The sequence below is a fragment of the Actinomadura sp. NPDC049382 genome (genome assembly GCF_040677125.1).
GTDB classification, from domain to species: Bacteria; Actinomycetota; Actinomycetes; order Streptosporangiales; family Streptosporangiaceae; genus Spirillospora; species Spirillospora geliboluensis.
The window spans coordinates 1-25389 of record NZ_JBFARO010000020.1; the positions used below are offsets into that span (position 1 = coordinate 1).

Genomic DNA, 25389 nt, shown 5'->3' on the forward strand with positions numbered 1-25389 from the left:
CCCTGGCCGAGCAGGACCGGGACCAGGTGGATCTGCAGCTCGTCGAGGACGCCCGCGCCGAGTGCCAGCCGCGCGGTGCGGGCTCCGTGGACCAGGACGTCCTTGTCGCCGGCCGCGTCTTTGGCCGCGTTCATCGCGGCCGTCACGTCGTCCACATAGGTGACCCCGGGCCAGTGCGGCTCCGGGGCCCGCCGGCGGGTCAGGACGAAGATCGGCACGCCGTCGTGGTGGTCGCCGCCCCAGCCGCCGGCGAGTTCGAACGTCCGCCGTCCGGCGACGACCGCCCCGCTGGCCATGGCCTCGTCCATGACCTCGCGGTTCACGCCCGCCAGGCGGTCGAGGTCCCTCCTGTGCCCGGCGTCGGCGTCCGGCAGGAACCACTCGTGGAGCCGATGCCCCTCGTCGCCGAGCCCGTTGCCCGGTACCGCATTGGGCCCGGCGATGAACCCGTCCACCGACATCGACATGTACAGCACGCTCTGACTCACATTCGGGTCCTTTCGGTACGTCCGGCGGGGTGACGCCGTCCGGGTGAGACCTGGTACGTGCCCAGCATGTGAGAGCGCGGCGCCGGGTGATATCCCAGATTTCTGGGAAGACGCCGCCGATCGTCCTAGGATCTCGGTCGTGGTCAACGCGGTTGCGGCGCGGGCGCGCGTCCGCGACGAGATCGTCAGGCTGGCTCACCGAGGGCTGTCCGTGGCGGAGTTCTCCCGGGCCGTCGGCGACGCCCTGGGCCGGGCCGTGCCCGCCGAGGGCACCTGCCTGATGACGACCGACCCGGCGACCATGCTCCCGACCGCCGAGTTCGTGGAGAACGGCCTGCCCGCGGCGGAGCTGCTCCGGCTGGTGGAGATCGAGGTGCGCGAGCCGGACTTCAACACGTGGGCGCAGCTCGCCCGTGCCGGACGGCCGGCGGGCAGCCTGAGCGAGGCCACCGCCGGCGATCTCGACCGGAGCCCGCGCCAGCGCGAGATCCGGCGCCCCGGCGGTTTCTCCGACGAGCTGCGGGTGGTGCTCGCCGGCGGCACGGGCACGTGGGGGCAGCTGACCGTGTTCAGGGAGGCCGAGCGCCCGCACTTCTCCCCGGACGAGGTCGAGTTCGCCTCGTCGGTGGCCCCCCTGATCACCGATGGACTGCGGCGCGGCCTGTTACTCGATGCCGCACGGGCCGGGGACGACGACGTCGGTCTGCTCGTGCTCGACACCGAGGACGGCGTGCGCATGTCCAACGAGGCGGCGGAGCTCTGGCTGGACGAGCTGGGCATCGGTGAGAGAGCGGGCGCCCGGCTTCCGCTGGTGGTCTCCGCCGTCGCCCGCCGCACCCGCGACCTCCGCGACCCGTCGGCGGGTGCCGCACCCTCGCCGGCCAGGGCCCGGGCGCGCACCCGGGCCGGGCGGTGGCTGATCGTCCGCGGCTCGCTGCTGGCCGACGGTTCCGAACCGCAGGTCGCGGTGATGCTAGAAGCCGCCCGCCCCGCCGAGATGGCGCCCCTGATGGTCGCGGCCTACGGCTTCACCGACAGCGAGCGCCGGGTCACCGAGCTGGTGGCGCGGGGCCTGTCCACCAGGCAGATCGCCGGACGGCTGCACGTGTCGTCGTACACGGTGCAGGACCACCTAAAATCGATCTTCGCCAAGTCGGGCGCCGGGTCGCGCGGTGATCTGATCGCCCGGCTGTTCCTCGATCACCATGCCGCCTCCCTGACCGCGGGACGCAGGTGACGGCCTCGGTGAATGGGTAGATAGGCGACGTATGGCCATGTGACGGGCAGGACGTGCATGTCGGGGGGAAACATGGCAGACGACGACCGGTTCCGCGGTCAGGATCCGGACCACCAGTTCAATCAGGACGACGACGTCCAGGACGAGCCGGCGACGCAGCACGACCCGGGGCGCTACCGGTGGCAGGACGAGTCCTCGCCCGGCGGAGTGCGCGGGCCGTCCCGCCATGACGACGACTTCGGGAGCTTCGAGGACGAGTCGGGGAGCGACGACGCCACCTGGTGATCTCGCCGCGTGAGTGAGGGGCCGCGCCCCTGCCGGGGCCGCGCCCCCCAACGGCCACCCCCGGTTCACCCGGTCGAGAGGTCTCTAAGGGGCTATTGAGCCTGTCCAATATGGGGCTAGACGGGTGCAGACGGGTCGGGGACGGCGATCGCCGAGCGGACGGTGCGGTTCCGTTCGGCCGTGGACACGGCGAAGACGATCTCCACGTCGCGGTCGTCCGCCCGGCCCGCGAACGCGACGAACCGCCAGCCGCCCTCGCGCCACACGTCCAGCGGGACGGCGCTGGCGATCGCGTTCTCGTGCTCGGCCCACGCCGCGCTCGCGTAGAGCGCCGCGTACGTCTCCGCCAGCGGGCTGCGCCGCCGCTCGGCCGGCAGGCCGGCGGGCCGCCGGCGCCGCTCCGCCAGTTCGGCCAGCTCGGGGGAGAGCGCCGCGAACAGCGCCACCTCGACCGCGAAGACGAGCCCCACCTGGACCTGCACGTCGCGCAGCACGTCCACGCCCGCGAGCGGCGCGCCGAGTGAGGCCACCGCCGCGCCGGTGAACAGCACGGCCCGCAGCACGCTGCGCCGCCCGACCCGCTTGCCGCTGAGGCCGCCGAAGCAGCCGCATCCGGCGTCGGGCCTGCGGACCCGCAGCTCCCCGACCACCCAGGTCGCGGCGGCGAACGCGACCGTCGTCGCGAGCCGCACCGACAGGTGCGAGGTGACCAGCAGCGCGAGCCCGAGGACGCTTTCGCCGAAGCCGAGGCCGACCGCCATGCCGCGGCTGCCGCGCAGCGCGGTGAGCCGCGCGAGCCCGGCCGGCACCGGGACGCCGTGCACGTGGTCGGGCGGCGCGCCCGCCGTCCGCTCCCGGACGATCAGCTTCGCCGCGCCCGCGGCCAGCAGCACCGCCGCCAGCAGGAGCACCTGCGTGTTCTGGAACGCGGTCACCATGGCCCCTCCTCGGCGGGCGGCAGGTGCGGGCGGACGGAGGCGTTGAAGCACCCCGCCTCCAGGTCGCCGCCGAGCCCGGCGAACGCGACGGGCGTCAGCTCGACGATCCGGCCGCGCGGGGACGCGTCGCACTCCACGCACCGGTCGCAGAAGCGGGCCGCGGTGCAGCCGCACTCGATCACCGGGACGGTCGCGGCCCGCCCGCCGCACTCGTTGCGGACGGTCAGCTCCCCGCCCAGCGACAGGTACGGGAACGGGACGCAACCGGACGGGGCGTCCGCGCACCCGCCGGAGGTCCCCTCGGAGTCGACCGCCGGATAGGCCGCCCCGTCCGGCGCCGCGCCGCCGGCGTCCCCGAACCAGGTCGCCGTGCCGTGCAGCACCTCGGGCACGGGTGCCGTCGCGTCGGGCGCGGCGAGGTCGTCCGCGCGGTATCCGGGCTGGGACGTGCCGGGCCGCACCGCGTGCGGCCCGTCGGGGGTCCCGACGCAGATCACGTCGAGGAGGTATCCGGGCTCCAGCCGCGGGTGCCGGACCAGGATCCGCTGCAGGGCGTGCGGGGGGATCACCACATGGGCGCGCCCGCGGTGCGCCCCCATGTCCACCTCCACGGTGTCCCTCCCGCACGCCGAGATCGTGCCGGCGACGCGTCCGATCCCGACCCACACCCGGTCGGCGGCGGCCACCCCCGGCGCCCCGGCGCCGGCCGTCCCCCCGCGTTGCCGGACGACCACGGGGCGGCCCGGGCGGAGCGCGGCGAGGCCCCCGCGCCCGCCGTGCCAGATCCGCGTGGCGTCGCTCATCGCGAGCCGGACCTCCGTGCCGCCCGCATCCACCACCAGCAGGTGCGGGCTGGCGTCGAGGACGGTCCCGGCCAGCGCGCGCAGCGGCGGCTCGGCGTCCTGCGACGGGGGCGCGGCCGCCCCGAAGACGGCCTCCCGCCGCCGGCGCCGCGCGGCCGTGGCGAGGCGTGCGCGCGTTTCGAGGCGTGCGTCGGTGCGCGGGGAGGGCGGCATCACGGAGACTCCGGCAGGATTGATCACTCTGGGCGACCGACGGGACGACGGTGCGTCAAGGGTCACGTCCCGTGACTCGGCCTGTCGACGGATTTGTCGCGATAAGTCGACCGCCGGGGGATGTCTGATCTACCTGGGATGAAGATTATGAACTGGTTGACCCGGATATGTAGTTTTTGTAGGCCCGGAATTACGATCTTCATGCGAGGGTCGACCATACCCGGGAGTCGCCGACGGCGGCTCCGCAACCCCTTGGTCCGGTGGTGAAGTGAACGCGACGCGGCACGAGGAGTTCCGCGCGTACGTGGCGGAACGCGGGCCCGTGCTGCTGCGCGCCGCGACCCGGCTCACCTCCGACCGGGCCGAGGCCGAGGACCTCCTCCAGGCCGCCCTCGCCAAGACCTACCTCGCCTGGGACCGTATCGAGGACCGCGCCGCCGTGGACGGCTACGTCCGGCGCGCCATGGTCAACACGCAGATCTCCTGGTGGCGGCGCCGCAAACTGGAGGTCTACCCCACCGACCGGCTCCCGGACCGCCCCGTCGACGACCACACCGACCGCAGCGAGATGCGCGACGCCCTCGGCCGCGCCCTCGACCGCCTCCCCGAACGGCAGCGCCTCGCCGTCATGCTCCGCTATTACGAGGACATGTCGGAAAGGGAGATCGCCGAAGTGCTCGGCGTCAGCGTGGGCACGGTGAAATCCACCGTCTCCCGAGCAATGGCCCGCCTAAGGGAGCTGTACTAGCCGCAGGCTTGGCCCAGGGAGCGACTCCCCCTACGCAAACAGGGATTCCAGGGGGTCGCCCCCCTGGGCCAACACTGCAAGAATCCGGTTCTGGAATCCGCCGCGAGCTGGAGGTCGCTCATGTGGAGCACCATGCAGGATTTCCCGCTGACGATTACGACGATCATGCGCTACGGCGCGGAGATCTTCGGTTCCGCCGAGGTCTCCACCTGGACGGGGGACGGCGCGCGGCGCCGGAGCTACGCGGAGGTCGGGGAGCGCGCCGGCCGGCTGGCCGGGGCGCTGCGCGGCCTCGGGGTGGACGGTGACCAGCGCGTCGCCACGTTCATGTGGAACAACGCCGAGCATCTGGAGGCGTACCTGGCGGTGCCGTCGATGGGCGCCGTCCTGCACACGCTCAACCTGCGGCTGTTCCCCGACCAGCTCGTCTACATCGCCAACCACGCCGAGGACCGGGTCGTCATCGTCGACGGGTCGCTGATCCCGCTGCTGGCGCCGGTGCTGCCGCAGCTGAAGACCGTCCGGCACGTGGTCGTGGTGGGGGACGGCGACCGGGCGCCGCTGGAGGGCGCGGGCAAGGAGCTGCACGGGTACGAGGAGCTGCTGGACGCGGCGCCGGCGGAGTTCGCGTGGCCGGAGATCGACGAGCGGTCCGCGGCGGCGATGTGCTACACGAGCGGTACGACCGGGAACCCGAAGGGCGTCGTCTACTCGCACCGGTCGGCGTACCTGCACTCGATGGCGACGTGCACGGGCAACGCGATCGGGCTGAGCGCGTCCGACGTCGTGCTGCCGGTGGTCCCGATGTTCCACGCGAACGCCTGGGGGATGCCCTACGCGGCGGTGATGGCGGGCGCCTCGCTGGCGATGCCGGACCGGTTCCTGCAGGCCGAGCCGCTCGTCCGGCTGATCGAGACCGAGCGCCCGACGGTCGCCGGGGCGGTGCCGACGATCTGGTCGGACGTCCTGCGGTACACGCGGGAGCACGGGTCCGACCTCAGCTCGCTGCGGCTCGTGCCGTGCGGCGGGTCGGCGGTGCCGGAGGCGCTGATGCGCGGGTTCGACGAGATCGGCGTCCGCATCGTGCAGGCGTGGGGGATGACCGAGACCTCGCCGGTCGCGTCGGTCGCGCACCCGCCGGCGAAGGCCGCGCCGGACGACGCGTGGCGGGCCCGGATCAGCCAGGGCCGCGTCCTCGCGGGCCTGGAGATGCGGATCGTCGGGGACGGCGACCGGGTGCTGCCGAACGACGGCGAGGCGGTGGGGGAGGTCGAGATCCGCGGCCCGTGGATCACCGGCGCCTACCACCTCGACGCGGACCCGGCGAAGTTCCACGACGGCTGGCTGCGCACCGGGGACGTGGGGACGCTGTCGGCGGACGGCTTCCTCGTCCTCACCGACCGGGCGAAGGACGTCATCAAGTCCGGCGGCGAGTGGATCTCGTCGGTGGAGCTGGAGAACCATCTGATGGCGCATCCGGACGTCGTCGAGGCGGCCGTGGTCGGCGTGCCCGACGAGCGGTGGCAGGAGCGGCCGCTGGCCTCGGTGGTGCTGCGCGAGGGCGCGGAGGTCACCCCGGCGGCGCTGCGGGAGTTCCTGTCCGACCGAATCCCGAAGTGGCAGCTGCCCGAGCGGTGGTCGTTCATCGCCGAGGTGCCGAAGACGTCCGTGGGCAAGTTCGACAAGAAGGTGCTGCGGCGCCGGTACGCCGACGGTGACCTGGAGGTTCGCCGCGCGGACTGAGCCGGCCGGGCGGCTGACTCGATTCTGACGACGAGTCATGCGCCACGTGGGCACGGAGAGAGGCGATAACGCGCCCGGGTGTTACCTTAATGGTGATTTCGGGAGATGATGTGGTGCGAATGGGGTCCGCGGGTGTATGCAAGGTGGGCTGATTGTCCGGATGACCCCCGTGGGGGCGGACCCCTCATGCCGCTGCCGGGAGCGTGAATGCCCAGGTTGTCCACCTCCGCACGCTCGGCCGACCACAAGCTGGTCAAGGGGCTGAACGAAGGCGACGAGGCGGCGCTCGCCGCACTCTATGACGAGTACGCCGAGCGCCTTTATGACTACGCACTGTCAATGTCGGGCGATGCGAAGGTCGCGGCCGACATCGTCCATGACGCGTTCATCGACGCCTGCCGCCGGGCCCCCCGGATGCGCGACCATCTGTACCTGAGTTCCTGGCTGTACGGGGCGGCGCGGCGGCGCTGCGTCCGGCGGGGGCGCGCGAAGGCGCTGTTCTTCGACCGGGAGGCCGAGTTCGCCGACCCGCCGTTCCCGGACCGTGCCGACGGCGACGGCCTCGGCCTCGACTGGCCGCCGTCCGGCGACATGCACCGCCTGCTGCGCGCCGCCCTCGCCCGGCTGGAGCCGGTCGACCAGGAGGTGATGCTCCTGGCGTTCCGGCACGGGCTGCGGCCCGCCCGGCTCGGCGCCGCGCTCGGGCTGTCGCCGCGGCGGGCGGCGATGCGGGTGCGCAAGGCCCGCGCCGAGCTGGAGGACGCGCTCCGGGACGCGGTGCGCGCCGCCGAGCGCGCCTGCGCGGCGGGCCCGGTGGAGGAGGCCCCCGAAGCCGCGGGGGACGCCGGGATCGCCGTCCTGGCCGCCCGCGCCCCGGCGGAGGAGGCCGAGGAGGCGGCGCCGCCCGCGCCCGCCGCCCGTCCCGGCCCGGCCGGACGGGTGCTGCGGATGCTGCGCGGCGGGGGCGACGACTCCCCCGCCGACCCCGAGACCGAGCGGCACGTCGCCGACTGCCTCGCCTGCCTGCGCCGCGGCCGGGTGTCCCCCGCCGCGCTGCTGCGCCGGGCGCCCGCGCCGGTGCTGCCGGCCGCGCTGCGGCACCGCGTCATGCACACCGCCACCGACCCGGAGCTGGCCGGCTACCGGGCCGACATCGCCGCGCGCGGCGGCCCGCTCACTCCGTCCGGCCTGCCGAGCCAGCCGGACGTGCCGTCGCCGTTCACCCGCCGCTGGCTGTTCACCGTCGGCGGCATGGCGGGCGCGCTCGTCGCCGCGCTGGTCGCGGCGTTCGTGATGGGGCCCGGCATCGGCAGCGGCACGCTGTCCTGGCCGCCGTTCCGCACGGGCCCGCAGCCGTCGATCACCCACGAGTCGCCGCAGGAGCGCGGCTCCGGCGGCGGCGGGCACCCGTCGCCCGGGGGCCCGAGCGGGGGGCCGCAGGCGCGGCCCGTCCAGCCGTCCCCCGGCCTGCGGCCGGACGAGAAGACGACCGTGCACCCCACGGACCCGTCCTCGCCGACGCCGCCGGCGCAGCCGACGCAGCCGCCCGCCAAGACCGGCGTCCTCGTGGTGAACCCCGCCAAGGTCGAGATGTACGGCACCAAGACCGCCCACGTCAGCCTCGCCGCCGAGAGCGGGCCGGTGTCGTGGACGGCGATGACGTCGTCGAACCAGCTGATCCTCTCGGAGATGCAGGGCGGCATGTCGGCGGGCGGCACGACGGAGCTGACGCTCACCCTCCGCACGGCGCTCATCGGGCTGCCCGGTCAGGGCACGCTCACGTTCACCGACTCCGAGGGCGCGAGCCACCAGGTGAAGGTCGTCTGGGGCGCCACCCTGCTGTGACGGCTCAGCCGTCGGCGGGCTGCCGCTCCAGCGCGTCGCGGAGCGTCTCGAGCCGCTCGCCGAGCGCCTCCTGGACGCGGGCCTCCATCGCCCGCGCGATGAACGGGTCGACGACCATCTTCACCAGCGGCCGCATCCGGCGGACCACGGCGGCGATCTCCGCGACCTCGGCGCCGTCCGGGGACGGCTGCCGCTCCAGCCGGTCGAAGACGTTCTCCTGGACGAGGTTGACGAACCGCCCGGCGATCACGTCGCAGTCGGCGCGGATCTCGGCGGCGATGTCGAGGACGGAGTCGAGCGGGATGCCGGCGGCGACGAGTTCGGCGCCGACGTGCAGCAGCCGCGGGCTCGGCACCCGGAACGTGTCGCCGTCCGGCTCGATCAGCCCGAGCTCGATCGTGCGCTCCCGGACGCGGGCCACCTCGTCCTCGTCGAGGCCGGCGCCGAAGATCTCGACCAGTTCCTCGTAGGTGGTGGTGCCGGGGATCTCGTCCGACCACGGGTCGGTGAGGACCTTCTCCAGCCCGAGGACCTCGCCGACGTCCTTGCCCGTCTCCCACGCCGACAGCAGGTCCTTGATGATCGCGAAGGTGTAGCCGCGGCCGAGCAGGTTGCCGATCAGCCGGAGCCGCGCGAGGTGCGAGTCGTCGTAGAGCCCGACGCGGCCCTCCAGGCGCGGCGGCGGCAGCAGCCCCCGGTCCTGGTAGGCGCGGATGTTGCGCACGGTGCTTCCGGCCAGCCGCGCCAGCTCGTCGATTCGGTACTCGGCCATGCCCCGTCCGCCGGCTCGTTCGATGTCCCCCCGTGATCTTACCCGCGCACCATTGTTACATCGTCCGATGGCACATAGGCTGCCGGGCATGGCGGACGACATCGAGGAGACCCTCCTCGGCGGCCCCCTGCGCTACACGCGCAAGGAGGTCGAGGCCCTCTCGGGCGTCACGGACGACTACGCGCGCCGGATCTGGCAGGCGCTCGGCTTCCCGGCCCCGCCCGACGACGAGGTCGCGTTCACCGACGGCGACGTCGCCGCGCTCCGCGAGATCAAGGACCTGCTCTCCCACGCGATGGTGGACGAGGAGATGGTGCTCCAGCTCGCCCGCGCCGTCGGCCAGACGATGGGCCGGCTCGCGAGCTGGCTCGGCGACGTGTGGCTGCAGCGGCTCGCCGCGCTGCCCTCCGACGAGCCCGTCACGGCGGAGCTGGTCACCGCCGCGCTCGCCGCCACCGAGGAGCTGCGGCCGGCGTTCGAGCGGCTGCTGCTGCAGGGCTGGCGCCGCCAGCTCACCGCCGCCGGCATGCGCGCCGCCGCGACCACGGCCGCCGCCCAGTCCGACCCGGCGGCGGGACTCGCCCACCTCGGCGTCGGCTTCGCCGACGTCGTGTCCTTCACCCGCCTGAGCCGCCGCCTCGACGGCGACGGCCTCGCCGCCTTCGTCGAGCGCTTCGAGTCGGCGACCGCCGAGATCGTCGCCGAGGCGGGCGGCCGCGTCGTGAAGACCCTGGGGGACGAGGTCCTGTTCGTCGCCCCGTCGCCGTCCGCCGCGGCCGAGATCGGCCTGCGCATCGCGGAGCACTTCAACGAAGCACCCGACTTCCCGCAGGTCCGCGTAGGGCTCGCGTACGGCGAGGTCATCCAGCGCTTGGGCGACGTGTTCGGCACGCCGGTCAACATGGCCGCCCGGTTGACCTCCACCGCCTACCCGGGGACGGTCCTGGCCGGGCCGGACCTGGCGGCGGCCCTCCCGTCCGGCGCCTTCCACACGTCCGGCCTCCGCCCCCGCCCGCTCCAGGGCCTGGGCCGCGTGAGGCCCTACGTGCTCCGCCGTCCCCGCCGCGCCTGATCGCCGGCCGCCGAGCGCGCCGTGTCGGTCGCGACCGGCGTTCGGCGGCCTGCGGCGGAGGAGAAGGCCGGTGATTCGCGCGATGCCTCAGGTGCCGGGGGCGGCGGACACTGTGCTTCCCCCAACCCGCTTCCACGGAGGCAACCATGCGCCTGGCCTTACGGTTCCCCAAGCGGCGGGCGGCCGCCGCGACCCTCGGGGCGGTGCTGTCCGCGGCACTGCTCAGCGCCCCGGCCGCCGTCCCCGCCGCCCATGCGGCCACCGATCCGGTGACTAGCGTCCCGCCCGCCGGTGAGCACGGCTTCCCGTTCCTGGCCGCGGCCGAGGACCTCGGCTCGTTCGGCTACACCGAAAGCGAGTACTTCTTCTCCGGCACGGCCGCGTCCTACGCCAAGGCCGGCCTCTGGCGGTCGGACGGCCGCTGGGACGTGCGCGAGTCCGGCCGCGCCGCGTTCAAGAGCCGGCTCCTGGTGCGCCGCCCCGCCGATCCGGCGAAGTTCAACGGCACCGTCGTGGTCGAATGGCTCAACGTCAGCGGCCAGCTCGAACTCTCCCCCGACTACTGGTTCACGCGGGACGAGCTGCTCCGCCAGGGGTACGCCTGGGTCGGCGTCTCCGCGCAGTCGGTCGGCGTCAACGGCGGGCTCGGCGAGATCAAGGGCCTCAAGGGCTGGGACCCGGCCCGCTACGGCACCCTCGTCCACCCCGGCGACGCCTTCGCGTACGACATCTTCTCCCAGGCCGGGCGGGCGCTGCGCAGCCCGGACGGCCCCGACCCGCTCGGCGGACTGAAGGTCACGACGCTGCTCGCGGACGGCGAGTCGCAGTCCGCCGGCTTCATGACGACCTACGCCAACGCCGTCCAGCCCGTCGCGCGCGTCTACGACGGCTTCATGATCCACAGCAACAGCGCCGTCGCGTCCCCGATCAGCGGCGAGCTGGCCGACATCCTGTGGATGCCGAACCCGTCCCGGATCAGGACGGACCTGACCGTCCCGACGTTCGTCGTGCTCACCGAGACCGACATCCCGGGCGCGTTCGCGGCCCGGCAGCCCGACACCGGCGGCGTCGTCCACTGGGAGCTGGCCGGGACCGCGCACGGCGACCAGTGGGCGTTCGACCTGGGCGGACCCACGATCAGGAAGTCGGCCGGCGACGCCGCGCCCAAGCCCGACTGCGCCGCCGGATCGGCGCCGTTCAACGACGGCCCCGGCCACTACTCGATGAACGCCGCGCTGCGCCTGCTCGCGGGCTGGGCGCGAGGCGGAGCGGCGCCGCCGAGCGGGCCGGAGCTGAACACGGTCCTGCGCGACCCGCGCACGGGCCTCGCCACCGGCGGCATCCGGCTGCCGGACGTCGCGGTCCCCACCCGGACCCTCAGCGGCGAGCGCGACACCAGCGGCAGCGGCATCTTCTGCGGGCTGTACGGCGCCAGCGACCCGTGGAACGGCGACGCCGACCCCTGGGACCGGCACGACGGCGGCGACCCGTCCGACCCGTCGTTCCCCCGCACCGCCGAACCGGTGCTGAGCAGGCTCTACCCGACGCACGCCGACTACGTGGCCAAGGTGCGGGCCGCCGCGCAGCAGTCCGTGGACGCGCGCTACCTCCTGCCGGAGGACGCGGCGGCGATCGTCGCCGCGGCCGAGTCCGGACCGAATCGGTCAGGAATCGAGAAGCGCAGGTCAGGAGCCCGTGCCTAGCGTGGTGTCCATGGACATCACCATTCACACGAGCTTCCTGCCGCACGACGACCCGGAGGAGTCCCTGGCCTTCTACCGCGACGTCCTGGGCTTCGAGGTCCGCAACGACGTCGGGCAGGGCAAGATGCGCTGGATCACGGTCGGCCCCGCCGGCCAGCCCGACACCTCGATCCTGCTGGCGCCGCCGGCCACCGACCCCGGCATCACCGAGGACGAGCGCCGCACCATCGCGGAGATGATGGCGAAGGGCACCTACGGCTGGATCCTGCTGGCCACCCCGAACCTCGACGAGACCTTCGAGAAGGTGCAGTCCCACGACGTCGAGATCGTCCAGGAGCCCACCGACCAGCCGTACGGGATCCGCGACTGCGCGTTCCGCGACCCCGCCGGGAACTTGCTCCGCGTCCAGGAGCACCGCTGATCCATCCGTCCACCGACCCGTCCGCCGACCTGTCCACAGACCCGTCCGTCCCCCGTCCCGGCCCGGTACGTCCGGGCCGGGACGGGCTGCTTGTCCCCCGAGCGAGCTACCGGAGAGTGTCCACCGCACGGTGAAGATTCCGAATCGCGTGATCCATAGCGTTTCTCCTGGCCGCGGCGCCCATGCCGCGGGGATCTCGCGAAGGAGTCACCATGAAGCTGCTGATCCAGCTCCTGGCGGTCGGGGCGGTCGCCGCCATCGGCGGCGCCGCCACCCAGGCGGTCACGTGGAGCACGCTCCCCACGCTCGGCCTCGGCCTCGCGTCCGCCGTGCTGGCGCTGTTCGTGTACGTGTTCGTGGTCGGCCGGACGGAGCGCCGCCCGGTGGACGAGCTGGCCCGCGAGGGCGCGCTGCCCGCCCTCGGCCGGGGCGCGCTGATCGGTCTGGCGATGTTCGGGGCCGTCATCGTCAACCTCGCCTTCCTCGGTGACTACGAGGTCGACGGCATCGGCTCGTGGACGGGCCCGATCGCGCTGGTCGGCTTCATGGCCGCCGCCGCGGTGACGGAGGAGCTGCTCTTCCGCGGCGTCCTGTTCCGCATCATCGAGAAGCGCATCGGCACCTGGTGGTCGCTGGCGCTCACCGGCCTGGTGTTCGGCCTGATGCACCTGGGCAACGAGAACGCCACCTTCTGGGGCGCCATCGCCATCGCCATCGAGGCGGGCGGCATGCTCGGCGCCGCCTACGCCGCGACCCGGAGCCTGTGGCTGCCGATCGGCCTGCACTTCGCCTGGAACTTCGCCGGCGCCGGCATCTTCGGCACCGCGGTCTCCGGCAAGGACGCCCCCGAGGGGCTGCTGGACGGCGTGACCTCGGGCCCGACCCTGATCAGCGGCGGGGAGTTCGGCCCGGAGGCGAGCCTGTACTCGGTCGTGTTCGGCGCCCTGCTGACGGTCTTCTTCATGCGGCTGGCCCACCGGCGCGGCAACCTGGTTCCCCGGAGGCGCCGCGACCGCGCCGCCGCGACCGCTAGCCTCGCCCAGTGATCGATCTCCGGACGATCCCGGACATGTGGCGCCGATGGGACGTCATGGTCCGGGATCTGCCCCTCGCGCTGGTGCTGGTGGTCGGGTCGCTCATCCCGGCCCTGCACGGCTACGGAACCCACGTCGGCGACGTCGCGAACCGGCCCTACGACGCGCTGGCGATCGTGGCGGTCGTCCTGCAGGGCCTCCCCCTCGTGGTGCGCCGCCGCTGGCCGGACGTGTGCCTCGCCGTCGTCGCGGCCGGCTTCGCGATCGACCAGCTCCGCGGCTACCACACGTTCGCGGGCACCGGGCTGGCCATCGCGGTGCTGAGCATGGGCGCGCACCAGGAGCGGTTCCGCCGCACCGTCCTCGTCGTCGTCACCGCGGCGTACGCGGTGCTGGCGGTCGCCCTCGACCGGGCCGGCGGCGGTGACCGGCCGGACGAGTACGTGACGTTCTACCTGGCACTGGGCGTCGTATGGGGCGTGGGGGCGTGGCTGCGCTCCACTCGCGCCGCCGAGGCCGAGCGCCGCCTCCGCCTCGCCGAGGCCACCCGCGCCGCCGAGCGCAGCCGCATCGCCCGCGAACTCCACGACGTCGTGACCCACCACGTGACGGCGATGGTCGTCCAGGCGGAGGCGGCGCGCTACCTGACCGCCGCGCCCGACCGGCTGGACGACACCCTCACCGCCGTCACCGACACGGGCCGGCGCGCCATCAGCGACCTGCGGCAGCTGCTCGACGTGCTGAACCCCGACCACGGCGCCGAGCCGAGGATGCCGTCGATCGACGACCTCGGGACGCTCGTCGAGCAGACGCGGCGGGCCGGGCAGCCCGTGGAGTTCACCGAGGAGGGCACACCGGCCACCTCGACCGGTAACGCCGAATTCACCACCTACCGGGTGGTTCAGGAGGCCCTCACGAACGCGCTCAAGTACGCTCACGGCAGCCGTACCGAGGTGCGCGTCCGCTACGCCGAGAAGGAGATCACCGTGGAGGTCGGGAACGACGGGTCCGGGTCGCGGTCCGCGTCTCCCGGCGGCGGCGGGCGCGGGCTCACCGGGCTGCGCGAGCGGGTCGGCACCCTCGGCGGCGAGTTCAGCGCGGACGGCCGGCCGGACGGCGGCTTCACCGTGCGGGCGCGCATCCCCGCGGGGAGCGGCTCGTGACCGATCCGGTCCGGGTGCTGGTCTGCGACGACCAGGCGCTGATCCGCACCGGCTTCGCGACGATCATCGACGCGCAGCCCGACCTGGAGGTGGTGGGCGAGTGCGGCGACGGCCGCACCGCCGTCGACCTCGTCGGCAGGCTGAAGCCCGACCTGGTGGTGATGGACGTCCGGATGCCCGTCCTCGACGGCATCGAGGCGACCCGGCTGCTCGCGGGCGCCGGGGTCGCCGACCCCGTGAAGGTGCTCGTGGTGACGACCTTCAACCTCGACGAGTACGTGTACGAGGCGCTGCGCGCGGGGGCGAGCGGGTTCCTGCTGAAGGACGCCCCGCCCGCTCAGCTGCTGCACGGCATCCGCACCGTCGCCTCGGGGGCGGCGCTGCTCGCGCCCGAGGTGACGCGGCAGCTGGTCGGCCGGTTCGCGGCCCGGATCCGGCCCACCGAGGACACCCCGCCCGAGACCGCGCTGACCCCGCGCGAGCTGGAGGTCCTGCGCCTCATCGCCGACGGCCTGTCCAACAGCGAGATCGCCGGGACGCTGGTGATCAGCCAGGAGACCGTCAAGACGTACGTGTCGCGGATCCTCACCAAGCTCGACCTGCGCGACCGCGTCCAGGCGGTCGTCTACGCCTACCGCCGCGGCCTGGTGACCTGACCCCCGGCGCCGGGCGGCCTACGAGCTGGACGGGACGGTCTTGATGACCTTGCCCTTCCGGTTGACCGCGAGGTAGCCGCCGCCGTAGTCGTCGGTGAGGTAGACCATCATCGTCGGCTGGTCGCCGTTGAACGTCCAGGCGGCCTTCACGATGACGTACCGGTTGGTCGGCTTGGGCACCTTGAGGGTGCGCTCCGCGCGGCGCATCAGCGCGGGCAGCGCGTTCCAGTCGAAGGTCGCGGGGTTCACCTTGGCGTCGCCGGTCGTGATGGCGATGCTGGGCCGGCGGCGCACCGCCGCGTCCGCGCCCTTCTCGTAGGTGTAGTTGTCGAAGGCGCCGCGCCGCCCGGCCACCGGGGCGTCGGCGTCGGCGTGCTCGGGGTACACGGTGAGCTCGGCGAACTCCGTGCTGCCGGAGGCCGCCGCGAACTTCTTGATCACGTCCCGCACGGCGGCCGGGGTGAGCAGGGTCGCGGGCTCCTTCGGGCCGCTGCCGGTCTCGGCGAGGCTGTCGGTCGGGGACGTGTTGGGACGGCCCTCCCCGAGGGACGCCGACTCGCCGGCCGCGTCGAGGAGTCCGGGGAGGACGACGAAGGCGGTCCCGATGAGCGCGGCGATCGCGGTGACCACCGGGACGGCGGCGATGAGCGCGATCAGCCCGGCCCGGCTCCGCCGCCGCTGCGGCGGAGGGGCCGCCTGCGCGGGGTAGGTGCGGGGGCCGTTGCCAGGAGCGGGAGCGGGAGCAGGAGTAGGAGCAGGAGCAGGGCCGGGGGCGAAGGACAGGTGCGTCGGGCTCTGCCCGGCGACTTGGGTGAGCATGTGGTCGAGCTGGTCGGCCGTGGGACGGGCCGTCGGCTCTTGGACCAGCAGCGACTGCAGGACGGGCGCCAGTGCCCCGGCGTTGCGGGGCGGCGGCACCTGGGCCGTCATGATGGCGGCGAGCGTCGCGGCCGTCGTGGACCGGCGCAGCGGATTGGTCCCCTCAACGGCCACGTAGAGCAGCAGGCCGAGGGACCAGAGGTCGGAGGCGGGGTCGCCCTCGTGCCCGTTCAGCCGTTCCGGCGCGATGTACTCCGGCGAGCCGACCAGCCCGCCGGTGGCGGTCACGCGGGACGCCTCCCGGAGCACGGCGATGCCGAAGTCGGTGAGGACCGGCGTCCCGTCCGCGCGCAGCAGGACGTTCGCGGGCTTGACGTCCCGGTGGCAGATCCCGGCCTCGTGCGCGGCGCGCAGCGCGGCCAGGAGCCCGCGCCCGACGGCGGCGGCCTCGCCGGGGTTCAGCGGCCCGCGCGCCAGCCGGTCGTGCAGGGACTCCCCGCGGACGAGCTCCATGACCAGCCACGGGTGCGGCATGTCGGGCGTGTCCACGATGTGGTGGATGGTCACCACGTTCGGGTGGTCGAGCCGGGCGAGGGCGCGGGCCTCGCGCATCACCCGCTCGCGCAGCATCCGCGCGACGTCCGGGTCGGGGTCGGCGGCCCCGGCCTCGGCGAGCCGCACCTCCTTCAGCGCGACTTCGCGTTCCAGGGCGAGGTCGAACGCGCGCCAGACGGTGCCCATGCCGCCGCTGCCGAGGCGGTCGCGCAGTTCGAAACGGCCGTCGATCACCGTCTTCGCAGAGGTCACGGCGGACAGCCTAAGCCCACGAACCCCGGCAAAGCGGAGCAAAACACAACCAGTGGCGACGAGGCCCGGCCCGGACGACACCCGGGCCGGGTGGGAACCGGCCGCCGCGCCCGCTCAGTGGTCGGCGACGACGAGCGGCGTGTCGACGAGGTGCTCGGCCAGGAACCAGGCTTGCAGCTCCCCGGTGCGGATGACGTCGGACACGAGCACGTCGTTGGTGCCGTCGTCGCCCTGCTCGGCGGTGCGCGCCGCGGCGTCGTGCGCCTCGGTGAGGATGATCTCGTGGGCCTCCAGCAGCCGGGACAGCATCGCCGGGACCTCCTCGACGCCGTCCGGCGGGCGCGGGACCGCGGTGATCTCGGCGACGTGCCGCGGGTCGCCGACGGCCACGCCGCCGAGGGTCTGCACCCGCTCGGCGATGGTGTCGACCAGCGCGAGCTGCTCTCCCGCGTGCTTGTCCAGCAGCAGATGCAGCTGGTAGAAGGTCTGCCCCCGGACGAGCCAGTGGTGCTTCTTGTAGAGCGCGTAGAGGATCTGAGTGTCCGCCAGGATCCGGTTGAGGCGCTGGCAGGAGTACAAGCGGGCGTCACGGGAGAGGGCCAGCGGGAACTGCCGTACCGTCCCGAACTGCTGGATCTCGCGGCCGTGCTGGTGCAGCCATGGCTGGCTGCCGGCGGGTCGGGTCCCGTCCGTGCTCATGTGCGGTTCCTTCCGGGTTCACATCGAATGGCGAAGGGTGTGTTCCACCCGGCGAGGGGGCCAAACGGGCCCGGTCCCTGGTCACCGCCCTGGTCACCGCCCTGGTCACCGCCCTGGTCTCGTCCCGGGACCCGGGATTGTCCGATCCGGCCGTTAGCTTGCGGGGCCATGGGCCAGACGGTGGAGATTCCGGTCGAGTGGCATGAGCACGTCCATCCGCGGCGGGGCGGCATCGCCGGGCCCGGGCTCGTCGCCGACGAGGACGCCGCGCGCGGCGCACGCGCGTGGGAGCGCGCCGCCCGCCCGATCGCCGCGGACATGGCGGAGCACGCGCGCACCGCACCCGACCTCGCCGCGGGCGTCCGGGCCTGGCTGGACGGCGATCCCGACCCGGTCGGCGCGGCGGCCGTCGCCGCGATCGCGGTGAAGCACGTCGAAGGCTGCGGCGGCGACGGCTTCGCCGACGCCTGGGTCCTGGACCACGGGCTCGCGTTCGCCGCCTGCGCGCTCACCGAGGCGTCCTCCATCGCCCTCGGCCCCGTGCCGCGCCCGGCGCGGCGGGACACCGCCGGAGCGGTCTGGCTCGTCTCCTACAGCGGGCCGAGCGAGGGATGGCGCGGCGAGATCCGGCGGGCGACCTCCGACGACCGGATGCGCGCGAGCGACTGGGTCACCGAGGACACCGCCGCCAAGCGGCTCCGCGCACTCCTGGCGGCGGCGCCCGAGGCCGAGTACGCCGACGCCGTCGCGCGGCTGGCCGCCCACCGCGGCGACGCGACGCGACGGCGCGTCGCCGCCTACCTCGTCCCGACCGAGACGGCCTGGGTGGACGAGTCCCTCGCCGACGCCGCCCGCCTGACCGTCGCCGACCACGAACTCCTGGTCTGCTCGCTGTCCACCGCCGAGCAGGCGCCCCACGCCGGCTGGATCAGGGTGACCCCGGCCGTGGTCGCGACGCTGCTCGACGGGCTCGGCGCGGACGCCCTCCCCCTGCTGGTCCAAGCCCTCAGGCCCGCCCACGACGCCGAGAAGACCCGCCCGATCGTGCTGAAGGCGCTCCTGGCGATCCCCGACGAGCAGCTCTTCCCCGTGCTCCTCGACCACATCGGCGAGCAGGGCGTCCCGGCCGCCTTGCAGGAGGCGGTCGAACGGTACCCCGACCACGCGCTCCGGGTCCTGGAGCCGCTGGCCGGCGACGGCACGACCCGGGGCCTGCGGGCGGCCGGGCTGCTGCGCGGGCTGACGCGCACCGGACGGGCGGAGCCGGCCGTCCCCGACGCCGACGACCTGCCCGGCGTCCTCGCGGGGAAGCCGCCCGCCCGCGGCGCGAAGACCGACTGGGCCGACCCGGCGCGCCTGCCGCGCGTCCTCACCCCCGACCGCGACCGGGCGCTGCCCGCCGCCGCGACCCGGCGCCTGCTGCACCTCCTCGCCCGGAAGTCCCCGGAGGCCGCCGGCGTCCGCGACTTCTGCGACCGGCACTCGCTGGCCGAGTTCTCCTGGGCGGTGTTCGAGCGCTGGTACGCGCTCGGCGCGCCCACCAAGCACAACTGGGCGCTGGCGCAGCTCGGCCTGATCGGCGACGACACCACCGTGCGGCGGCTCAGCCCGCTGATCAAACGCTGGCCGGGCGAGGGCCTCACCGGCCGGGCCGCGTCCGCGCTGGACGTCCTCGCCGGCATCGGCTCCGACGTCGCCCTCACCCACCTCTTCGAGCTGACCCGCACCGGCAGGTACAAGGGCCTCAAGAACCGCGCCGCCAAGAAGATCGACGAGATCGCCGCCGCGCGCGGCATCACGCCGGACGCCCTGGCCGACCGCGCCGTCCCCGACTTCGGCCTGGACGACCAGGGCGTCCTCGTCCTCGACTACGGCCCCCGCCGGTTCACCGTGACCTTCGACGAGCAGCTCGTCCCGCTGGTCACGGCGCCGAACGGCACGACCCGCAAGAGCGCCCCGAAGCCCGCCGCGACGGACGACCCCGCCCTCGCCGCGTCCGCGCACGCGCTCTTCACCGGCCTCAAGAAGGACCTGCGCACGCTGGCCGCGCAGGAGATCAAGCGCCTCGAACAGGCCATGACGACCCGCCGCAGCTGGACGCCCGGCGACTTCCACACGTTCTTCGTCAGCCATCCGCTGCTGGGGCACATCGTCCGCCGGCTGGTGTGGATCACCGATTCCGGCACCGCGTTCCGCGTCGCCGAGGACCGCACCTACGCCGACGTCCGCGACGACGCGTTCACTCCCGCGCCGGACGACCGCATCGGCATCGCCCACCCGGTCCTGCTGGACGACCTCGAAGCCTGGGCGGAGCTCTTCGCCGACTACGAGATCCTGCAGCCGTTCGAGCAGCTCGGCCGTCCCGTGTACCGGCTCACCGCCGACGAGCGGGCCGCGCACCGGCTCGCCCGGGTCGAGGGGCTCGTGCTGCCCTACGGCAAGGCGAAGGGCCACTCGCAGGGCCGCTGGGAGTCCGTGGACGCCGACGGCGGTTTCGCGGGCGGCTGGCTGGCCCGCCGCGACCCCGCCGGCCTGTACGTCGTCGCCGGCCTGAGCCCCGGCCTCTACGCCTACATGTACGGCGAGGGCGACGACCAGAAGGTCACCGCCCTCTGGGCGGGCCCCGCCCCCGCGCCGACGCCGAAGGACGCCGTGCCGCTGGGCCGGGTCGACCCGGTCACGATGAGCGAGGCCGTCCACGACCTCCTCCGCAGCGCGTCCTGACCCGCCCGTTCAGTCGCCCGCGGACACGGCGGCGCGGCGTTCACCGGGCTCCGTGCCCATGAGCCGCCCGCTGGAGAGGAGCAGCAACGCGAGCAGCGGGACCAGGCCGACCGCGGCGAAGGCCGGGTCGCCGTGCGCGCCGTACAGGGGGACGCACACCATCGGGGCGAGCGCGCCGCCGAAGAACTGGGCGGAGAGCACCAGCGACGTCGCGCCCCCGCGGTTGGACGGAGCGCTGTCGGCGGCGAGCGCGTTCACGGTGTTGCGCAGGCCGGGCACCGCGATCCCGGCGACGACGACGCCGCACACCAGCAGCGTGAGGGACGGCCCCAGCGCTGCGGTCAGGACGCCGGCGGTCAGCACGGCGCTCAGCGCGATGCCGAGGCGGCGCGGGCCCGCCCGGTCGAGGGCGCGGCCGAGCGCGGTGGCGCACATCAGCCCGGCGACGCCGAACCCGGCGCTGACGAGGCCCCGCTCGGCCGGGCCGAGCCCGAAGCGCTCCTCCGCGCGCAGCACCGTGAGGACGGTGAGCGCGACTGCGGGCAGGTAGCACAGGAACGACAGCGCCGCGGTCGCCGCGAGCCGCCGGTCCGCCAGGACCCGCCAGGACGCCCGGCCGGCCGCCCTGCGGGCGGTGGCGGCCGTCGAGGGCGGGAGCAGCACGAGCGCGAGGGCGACGGCGGTGGGGAAGGCGAACGCCAGCCGCCAGTCCGCGGCGGCCGAGATCCCGCTGATCAGCGGGCTGAACGACTGGCCGGCGGCCTGCATGGCGGCGAACCGGCCGAGCGCCCGCCCGAGCCGCTCCCGCGGCGTGATGTCGCTGATCGCGGCCAGCAGCAGCGGCGTCGTGAAGGCGTTCGTGGCGCCCTGGAGGACGCGTCCCGCCAGGAAGACCTCCATGGTGGGGGCGAGGGCGCAGACCCCGGACGCCAGGACGTAGCAGAGCAGGGAGAGCCGGAGGGTGCGGCGCCGGCCCCAGCGCTCCGCCCATGTCCCCGACACCAGCATCAGCGCGGCGAAGGGGATCATGTACGCGGTCACGGCGGCGGCGGCCGTCTCGGGCGTGCTGCCGAGGCCGTCCGCCGCCTCGTGCAGGATCGGCGTGACCATGGTGCCGCTGTAGGGGCCGAGGAAGCCGCCCGCGTACAGCGGCCAGACGCGCGGCGGGCGTTCCGGGCGCCCGCCGCGCGCCCGGAACCGTGAGAGGGACGGGGCGTTCAAGCCGCGCGCGGTCAGCCCTGGTCGATCTGCATGACGACGGCCTTCGGCTCGGTGAAGAACTCGCGGCTGAAGTCGCCGCCCTCGCGTCCGACGCCCGACGCCCCGACGCCGCCGAACGGGGCGCGCAGGTCGCGGATGAAGAAGCAGTTCACCCAGACCGTCCCGGCGCGGAGCGCCGCGGACACCCGGTGCGCCCGGCTGAGGTTCTCGGTGAACACCATGGCGTTGAGGCCGTACGGGGTGTCGTTGGCCAGGGCGACGGCCTCGGCCTCGGTGTCGAACGGGGCCACCACGACCAGCGGGCCGAAGATCTCCTCCCGGCAGTGCGGCGCGTCCTGCGGCATGTCCGTGACCACGGTGGGCCGGACGACCCAGCCGGAGCCGAGCCCGCCGGTGCGGATCCGGCCGCCCTGCGCCTCGATCGTCTCGACGTAGCCGCTGACCTTCTTGTAGTGCTCCTGCGAGGCCAGCGGGCCGAGCTGGGTGCCCGGGTCGGACGGGTCGCCGACCACCATCGCCTCGGCGGCGGCGGTGAAGCGGTCGAGGAACGCGTCGTAGATCTCGCGCTGCACGTAGAGCCGGCTGCCGGCGAGGCACACCTGCCCGGCGTTGGTGAAGATGGCCCGGATCGACCAGTCGACGGCGTTGTCCAGGTCGGCGTCGGCGAACACGACGTTGGCGCCCTTGCCGCCGAGTTCCAGGCTCACCGGCACGAGGTTGCCGCCGGCGATCTGGGCGATGGCCCGTCCGGTGCTGGACGCGCCGGTGAAGGTGATCCGGTCGACGCCGGCGTGCTCGGTGAGCGCCTGCCCCGCCGACTGCGGGCCGTACCCGTGCACGACGTTGAGGACGCCGGGCGGCAGGCCCGCCTCGGTCGCGAGCCGCGCGAGCAGCGTCGCCGAGGCCGGGGTGTCCTCGGCGGGCTTCAGCACGACGGTGTTCCCCCACGCCAGCGCGGGCGCGATCTTCCAGGTCTCCAGCATCAGCGGGAAGTTCCAGGGGGAGATGGCGGCGACGACCCCGGCCGGCCCGTAGGCGGTGTAGGCGTGGTGGCCGCTGTCCATCGGCAGCCGGTCCGCCGCCGAGAGGTGCGCGTGCTCGGCGAAGAACCGCAGGTTGTGGGCCGACCGGCCGACGTCGTTGCCGATGCTCTGGGTGACCGGCTTGCCCATGTCGCGGGTGTCGGCCATGCCGAGCCGGTCCTTGTTCTCCTCCACCAGGTCGGCGAGGCGGTGCAGGATGCGGCCGCGCTCGGCGTATCCCATGCGGGGCCACGGTCCGTCATCGAACGCGCGCCGCGCGGCCGCGACGGCGCGCTCGACGTCGCCCCGCGAGCCGAGCGCCACCTGCGCCCAGGGCTGCCGGGTCCAGGGATCGACGCTGTCGAACCGTGCGGCGTCCTGCGATTCGACTTCCTCGCCGTCGATGACGTGCCCGAAGAACTCCATGTGCTGCTAACCCTCATTCCTCTGTAGTGCCGGGGGCGGGGGTGCCGGGGGCCGTGCCGGTGGGACGGGCGCCGGTGCCGGGAGGGGCGCCGGGGCCGTCGCGCTCGGCGAGCGTGACGCCGCCGGCCGCCCAGTGCGTCTGCGGGAGCTCCTGGACGAGCACCCGGACCCGGGCCGGATCGGTGCTGGTGGCGCGCACGACCGCGTCGTGCACCTCGGCGATCAGCCGCCGGATCTGGTCGGGCGGGCGCCCGGCGGCGAGGCTGATCTGGACGAGTGGCATGTGCTGCTCCTTCTGGGTCAGGGCCGCCGCGCGGAGGAGTCCGGCCGCACGGAGGGGATCAGCCGCGTCGCGTTGCCGGCGAGGACGGCGCGCTCGGCCGCCGGGTCCAGGGCCAGCCGCCGGATCGCGGCGACCGCGTCCACGTCGGCGAGGTCGAACGGCAGGTCCGTGCCGAGCAGGACCCGCTCGTGCCCGACGTCCTCGATGAGGCGGCGGAGCGCGGTGCCGTCGAAGACGGCGGTGTCGAAGTACAGCCGGCGCAGGTACTCGCGCGGCGACCGCGGGACGGTCCGCGCCTCCTTCTTGCGCTCCCAGCCGAGGGCCAGCCGGGGCGCCAGCGCGGGAAGGCAGCCGCCGCCGTGCACGAGGCACAGCACCGGGTCGTGCCGGTCCAGCACGCCGCCGAAGATGAGGCGGGCGGCGGCGAGCGCCGTCTCCGCCGGATAGCCGAGCAGCTGCACCAGGTAGAAGTCGCGGAGCCGGGCGGGGGCCGAGGCGCGGCTGGGATGCACCAGGCCGAAGGCCCGGCGCTCGGTCATGAGGGCCCACACGTCCTCGTTGACGGGGTCGTCGAGTTCGCGGCCGCCGCCGTAGGTGCCCATCGCGAGTCCGGCCATGCCGAGTTCGTCCAGGCAGCGGGCCGCCTCCGCCGCCGCGCCGGGCAGGCCGACCGGCACCGTGCCGAGCGCCGCGAGCCGCCCCCCGCCCGCCGCCGCGTACTCGGCGAGCGCGTCGTTGGACCGGCGGGTGACGGCCATGACGAGCTCGCCGTCGTCCGAGTCCGACCCGAACACGAACGGCGGCGCCGAGACCAGCTGCAGGTCGATGCCGGCCGCGTCCAGCGCGGTGAGGCGGCGGGGGACGTCGTACTGGTCGGCGGGCAGCGGGATGCGGGCGCCCTTGGGGACGCCGGAGACGGCCGGGTCCAGCAGGAGCACGCCCGCGCCGACCTCGGACAGGTCGGCGAGGCCGCGGTCGGCGAGGTACCGGAGCAGCGGCATGGGCAGCGCGTGCGCGTGGACGTCGACGGTCGCCGGCCCGTCCGCCCCGGCGGGGGGCTCGGACGCGGCCCGGTCGTGACTCGGTGTCATGCCTTCCTCCGACCCTAGTTTTCAGATAACCATTATGATGGATTATGTCGAAGCTGACAATCATCCGGATGGTGGGCCAGGTCAGAGGCGGTGCGGTCAAGAAGGATCATTGACTCTAACGAATATGGTGGTTAGAGTCGCGCCGAAGCGAGGGGCGAGGTAGCCCCCGGACCGTCTCCGCCGGCCGGACGACGAGTCGAGCGAGGAGTGCCATGTCGAAGATCTCGGTCAGTTCCCCCAACGCGCCCAAGGTCGGCTTCTCCGCCGGTACCGTCCCGCCGCTGTCGCAGGCGATCGTGCACGGCGGCCTCATCTTCTGCTCCGGGACGGGGCCGCTGGACCCCGCGACGCGCGAGATCGTCTCCGACGACATCGCCGAGCAGGTGCGCCAGACGCTCACCAACCTGCTCGCGGTCGTGGAGGCCGCGGGCGGCACCAAGGACTCGATCCTCAAGTGCAACTGCTACCTGCGCGACGCCGCGCAGTTCCCCGAGTTCAACCAGGCGTACCGGGAGTTCTTCGCCGACTGCGAGAGCTTCCCGGCCCGCACGACGGTGAACGCCCCGCCGCACCGCGCCGGCGTGCGCGTCGAGGTGGAGTGCGTGGCGGCCGTCGTCGAGGCGGACTGACCCCCGGATGGGAGCGACCATGAGCCAGCCGTACCGCATGCCGGTCGTCGACCTCGACGCGATCGCCGAGCGCCTCGGCGAGAGCGGCAGGCGCGTCGAGGTGCTGTGGCAGGAGAGCGAGTCCCTCGCCTTCGTCGCGCGCGGCCGCGAGTACCGCAGCGAGTTCCACCTCAACCCGAGCGACGAGGTCATGTACACGATCCGGGGCGAGCTGCGGCTGCACAGCCGGCAGCCCGACGGCACCGAGGTGATCGACGTGATCCCGGAGGGGTCGGCGATCTTCACCCCGTCCCGGCTGCCGCACTCGCCCCGGTTCGACCCCGACGCCTTCATCATCGTCATCGAGCGGCTCCGCCGCCCCGGCGAACTGGACCGGTTCCAGTGGTTCTGCCAGGGCTGCGGGGAGTTCCTGCACGAGGAGTCGTGCCACATCGCCGACTACTCGACGGACCCGGTCGGCGAGGCCTACCAGCGCTTCTTCGACGACGTGGAGGCCCGCACCTGCAAGAGCTGCGGCGAAGTCCTGCAGCCCTACTGAACCCCCCTC

24 protein-coding genes are annotated in these 25389 nt (G+C 74.0%); 14 read left to right on the forward strand and 10 right to left on the reverse strand.

Going from position 1 to position 25389, the window contains the following annotated elements:
* Positions 1-488, reverse strand: a 488-nt coding sequence (locus tag AB0K34_RS15085) for a dihydrofolate reductase family protein (protein ID WP_364548862.1), incomplete at its 3' end; no start/stop codon positions are given.
* A 139-nt stretch (positions 489-627) separates the two neighbouring features.
* Here AB0K34_RS15085 and AB0K34_RS15090 point away from each other — a divergent pair.
* Together AB0K34_RS15090 and AB0K34_RS15095 are read left to right on the forward strand one after the other, a co-directional pair.
* Positions 628-1725: a helix-turn-helix transcriptional regulator gene (locus AB0K34_RS15090; RefSeq protein WP_301175083.1), complete on the forward strand. Its 1098-nt coding sequence runs from the start codon at positions 628-630 to the stop codon at positions 1723-1725.
* 72 nt (positions 1726-1797) lie between these two features.
* Positions 1798-2010 (forward strand): hypothetical protein, encoded by a 213-nt coding sequence (locus AB0K34_RS15095; RefSeq protein WP_301175084.1) that lies wholly within the window; start codon positions 1798-1800, stop codon positions 2008-2010.
* A 116-nt stretch (positions 2011-2126) separates the two neighbouring features.
* Here AB0K34_RS15095 and AB0K34_RS15100 read toward each other — a convergent pair whose 3' ends face one another.
* Complete coding sequence (locus tag AB0K34_RS15100; protein WP_301175085.1) at positions 2127-2948, reverse strand: MauE/DoxX family redox-associated membrane protein; 822 nt, start codon at positions 2946-2948, stop codon at positions 2127-2129.
* Complete coding sequence (locus AB0K34_RS15105; protein ID WP_138636988.1) at positions 2942-3964, reverse strand: hypothetical protein; 1023 nt, start codon at positions 3962-3964, stop codon at positions 2942-2944. The genes AB0K34_RS15100 and AB0K34_RS15105 overlap by 7 nt, the downstream gene beginning before the upstream one ends.
* A 268-nt stretch (positions 3965-4232) precedes the next feature.
* Here AB0K34_RS15105 and AB0K34_RS15110 point away from each other — a divergent pair, with 268 nt between their 5' ends.
* From AB0K34_RS15110 to AB0K34_RS15120, 3 genes are all read left to right on the forward strand, one after another.
* A complete protein-coding gene (locus tag AB0K34_RS15110; protein ID WP_138636987.1) occupies positions 4233-4712 on the forward strand; it encodes a SigE family RNA polymerase sigma factor in 480 nt (159 codons plus the stop codon).
* 132 nt (positions 4713-4844) lie between these two features.
* Positions 4845-6455 carry a long-chain fatty acid--CoA ligase gene (locus tag AB0K34_RS15115; RefSeq protein ID WP_240807671.1) on the forward strand — a complete coding sequence of 537 codons (1611 nt, stop codon included), beginning with the start codon at positions 4845-4847 and terminating at the stop codon, positions 6453-6455.
* Positions 6456-6662: 207 nt separating this feature from the next.
* The gene (locus AB0K34_RS15120; RefSeq protein ID WP_138636985.1) at positions 6663-8300 is read left to right on the forward strand and encodes a sigma-70 family RNA polymerase sigma factor; all 1638 of its coding nucleotides are present in this window, start codon (positions 6663-6665) and stop codon (positions 8298-8300) included.
* Positions 8301-8304: 4 nt separating this feature from the next.
* Here the strand turns inward: AB0K34_RS15120 and AB0K34_RS15125 are convergent, their stop codons facing one another.
* Positions 8305-9072 (reverse strand): MerR family transcriptional regulator, encoded by a 768-nt coding sequence (locus AB0K34_RS15125; protein WP_138636984.1) that lies wholly within the window; start codon positions 9070-9072, stop codon positions 8305-8307.
* Positions 9073-9160: 88 nt separating this feature from the next.
* On the opposite strand from AB0K34_RS15125, the gene AB0K34_RS15130 reads away from it, so the two are divergent.
* The 6 genes from AB0K34_RS15130 (at position 9161) to AB0K34_RS15155 (ending at position 15121) form a co-directional block, all read left to right on the forward strand.
* A complete protein-coding gene (locus AB0K34_RS15130; protein ID WP_364548869.1) occupies positions 9161-10144 on the forward strand; it encodes an adenylate/guanylate cyclase domain-containing protein in 984 nt (327 codons plus the stop codon).
* 146 nt (positions 10145-10290) lie between these two features.
* Positions 10291-11847, forward strand: a complete 1557-nt coding sequence (locus AB0K34_RS15135) for an alpha/beta hydrolase domain-containing protein (RefSeq protein ID WP_364548872.1) — start codon at positions 10291-10293, stop codon at positions 11845-11847.
* 10 nt (positions 11848-11857) lie between these two features.
* The gene (locus AB0K34_RS15140; RefSeq protein ID WP_364548875.1) at positions 11858-12268 is read left to right on the forward strand and encodes a VOC family protein; all 411 of its coding nucleotides are present in this window, start codon (positions 11858-11860) and stop codon (positions 12266-12268) included.
* Between the two features lie 212 nt (positions 12269-12480).
* The gene (locus AB0K34_RS15145) at positions 12481-13314 is read left to right on the forward strand and encodes a CPBP family intramembrane glutamic endopeptidase (protein WP_364548877.1); all 834 of its coding nucleotides are present in this window, start codon (positions 12481-12483) and stop codon (positions 13312-13314) included.
* The gene (locus AB0K34_RS15150; protein WP_364548880.1) at positions 13311-14465 is read left to right on the forward strand and encodes a histidine kinase; all 1155 of its coding nucleotides are present in this window, start codon (positions 13311-13313) and stop codon (positions 14463-14465) included. Before AB0K34_RS15145 ends, AB0K34_RS15150 begins: the two co-directional genes overlap by 4 nt.
* Positions 14462-15121 carry a response regulator transcription factor gene (locus AB0K34_RS15155; protein WP_138636979.1) on the forward strand — a complete coding sequence of 220 codons (660 nt, stop codon included), beginning with the start codon at positions 14462-14464 and terminating at the stop codon, positions 15119-15121. The genes AB0K34_RS15150 and AB0K34_RS15155 overlap by 4 nt, the downstream gene beginning before the upstream one ends.
* Before the next feature lie 18 nt (positions 15122-15139).
* Here the strand turns inward: AB0K34_RS15155 and AB0K34_RS15160 are convergent, their stop codons facing one another.
* Positions 15140-16747, reverse strand: a complete 1608-nt coding sequence (locus AB0K34_RS15160) for a serine/threonine-protein kinase (protein WP_364548884.1) — start codon at positions 16745-16747, stop codon at positions 15140-15142.
* Between the two features lie 114 nt (positions 16748-16861).
* Entirely contained in the window at positions 16862-17446 is a 585-nt protein-coding gene (locus tag AB0K34_RS15165) for a DNA starvation/stationary phase protection protein (RefSeq protein WP_138641370.1), read from the reverse strand.
* Positions 17447-17614: 168 nt separating this feature from the next.
* On the opposite strand from AB0K34_RS15165, the gene AB0K34_RS15170 reads away from it, so the two are divergent.
* Complete coding sequence (locus tag AB0K34_RS15170; protein ID WP_364548887.1) at positions 17615-20170, forward strand: DUF4132 domain-containing protein; 2556 nt, start codon at positions 17615-17617, stop codon at positions 20168-20170.
* A gap of 9 nt (positions 20171-20179) precedes the next feature.
* Here AB0K34_RS15170 and AB0K34_RS15175 read toward each other — a convergent pair whose 3' ends face one another.
* Genes AB0K34_RS15175 through AB0K34_RS15190 form a run of 4 tightly spaced genes read right to left on the reverse strand, consistent with a single transcriptional unit; the run spans position 20180 to position 24213 of the window.
* Entirely contained in the window at positions 20180-21391 is a 1212-nt protein-coding gene (locus tag AB0K34_RS15175; RefSeq protein ID WP_364548890.1) for an MFS transporter, read from the reverse strand.
* Between the two features lie 11 nt (positions 21392-21402).
* Positions 21403-22839: an aldehyde dehydrogenase gene (locus AB0K34_RS15180; RefSeq protein ID WP_301175090.1), complete on the reverse strand. Its 1437-nt coding sequence runs from the start codon at positions 22837-22839 to the stop codon at positions 21403-21405.
* Positions 22840-22852: 13 nt separating this feature from the next.
* Positions 22853-23122 carry a tautomerase family protein gene (locus tag AB0K34_RS15185; protein ID WP_301175091.1) on the reverse strand — a complete coding sequence of 90 codons (270 nt, stop codon included), beginning with the start codon at positions 23120-23122 and terminating at the stop codon, positions 22853-22855.
* Positions 23123-23139: 17 nt separating this feature from the next.
* On the reverse strand, positions 23140-24213 hold the full coding sequence (locus AB0K34_RS15190; protein ID WP_364548894.1) for an amidohydrolase family protein: 1074 nt from the start codon (positions 24211-24213) through the stop codon (positions 23140-23142).
* A 212-nt stretch (positions 24214-24425) separates the two neighbouring features.
* On the opposite strand from AB0K34_RS15190, the gene AB0K34_RS15195 reads away from it, so the two are divergent.
* Both AB0K34_RS15195 and AB0K34_RS15200 read left to right on the forward strand, forming a co-directional pair.
* Positions 24426-24842 carry a RidA family protein gene (locus AB0K34_RS15195; protein ID WP_138635643.1) on the forward strand — a complete coding sequence of 139 codons (417 nt, stop codon included), beginning with the start codon at positions 24426-24428 and terminating at the stop codon, positions 24840-24842.
* Positions 24843-24861: 19 nt separating this feature from the next.
* Complete coding sequence (locus AB0K34_RS15200) at positions 24862-25380, forward strand: hypothetical protein (protein ID WP_364548901.1); 519 nt, start codon at positions 24862-24864, stop codon at positions 25378-25380.
* Positions 25381-25389 lie beyond the last annotated feature (9 nt).

Bases quoted from the DNA above. Each gene is read 5' to 3' on its own strand.
- AB0K34_RS15130 (WP_364548869.1), top strand. From the start codon at position 9,161: ATGGCGGACGACATCGAGGAGACCCTCCTCGGCGGCCCCCTGCGCTAC.
- AB0K34_RS15190 (WP_364548894.1), bottom strand. From the start codon at position 24,213: ATGACACCGAGTCACGACCGGGCCGCGTCCGAGCCCCCCGCCGGGGCG.
- AB0K34_RS15200 (WP_364548901.1), top strand. From the start codon at position 24,862: ATGAGCCAGCCGTACCGCATGCCGGTCGTCGACCTCGACGCGATCGCC.
- AB0K34_RS15170 (WP_364548887.1), top strand. From the start codon at position 17,615: ATGGGCCAGACGGTGGAGATTCCGGTCGAGTGGCATGAGCACGTCCAT.
- AB0K34_RS15095 (WP_301175084.1), top strand. From the start codon at position 1,798: ATGGCAGACGACGACCGGTTCCGCGGTCAGGATCCGGACCACCAGTTC.
- AB0K34_RS15140 (WP_364548875.1), top strand. From the start codon at position 11,858: ATGGACATCACCATTCACACGAGCTTCCTGCCGCACGACGACCCGGAG.
- AB0K34_RS15180 (WP_301175090.1), bottom strand. From the start codon at position 22,839: ATGGAGTTCTTCGGGCACGTCATCGACGGCGAGGAAGTCGAATCGCAG.
- AB0K34_RS15120 (WP_138636985.1), top strand. From the start codon at position 6,663: ATGCCCAGGTTGTCCACCTCCGCACGCTCGGCCGACCACAAGCTGGTC.
- AB0K34_RS15185 (WP_301175091.1), bottom strand. From the start codon at position 23,122: ATGCCACTCGTCCAGATCAGCCTCGCCGCCGGGCGCCCGCCCGACCAG.
- AB0K34_RS15125 (WP_138636984.1), bottom strand. From the start codon at position 9,072: ATGGCCGAGTACCGAATCGACGAGCTGGCGCGGCTGGCCGGAAGCACC.
- AB0K34_RS15115 (WP_240807671.1), top strand. From the start codon at position 4,845: ATGCAGGATTTCCCGCTGACGATTACGACGATCATGCGCTACGGCGCG.
- AB0K34_RS15135 (WP_364548872.1), top strand. From the start codon at position 10,291: ATGCGCCTGGCCTTACGGTTCCCCAAGCGGCGGGCGGCCGCCGCGACC.
- AB0K34_RS15165 (WP_138641370.1), bottom strand. From the start codon at position 17,446: ATGAGCACGGACGGGACCCGACCCGCCGGCAGCCAGCCATGGCTGCAC.
- AB0K34_RS15105 (WP_138636988.1), bottom strand. From the start codon at position 3,964: ATGCCGCCCTCCCCGCGCACCGACGCACGCCTCGAAACGCGCGCACGC.
- AB0K34_RS15100 (WP_301175085.1), bottom strand. From the start codon at position 2,948: ATGGTGACCGCGTTCCAGAACACGCAGGTGCTCCTGCTGGCGGCGGTG.
- AB0K34_RS15145 (WP_364548877.1), top strand. From the start codon at position 12,481: ATGAAGCTGCTGATCCAGCTCCTGGCGGTCGGGGCGGTCGCCGCCATC.
- AB0K34_RS15195 (WP_138635643.1), top strand. From the start codon at position 24,426: ATGTCGAAGATCTCGGTCAGTTCCCCCAACGCGCCCAAGGTCGGCTTC.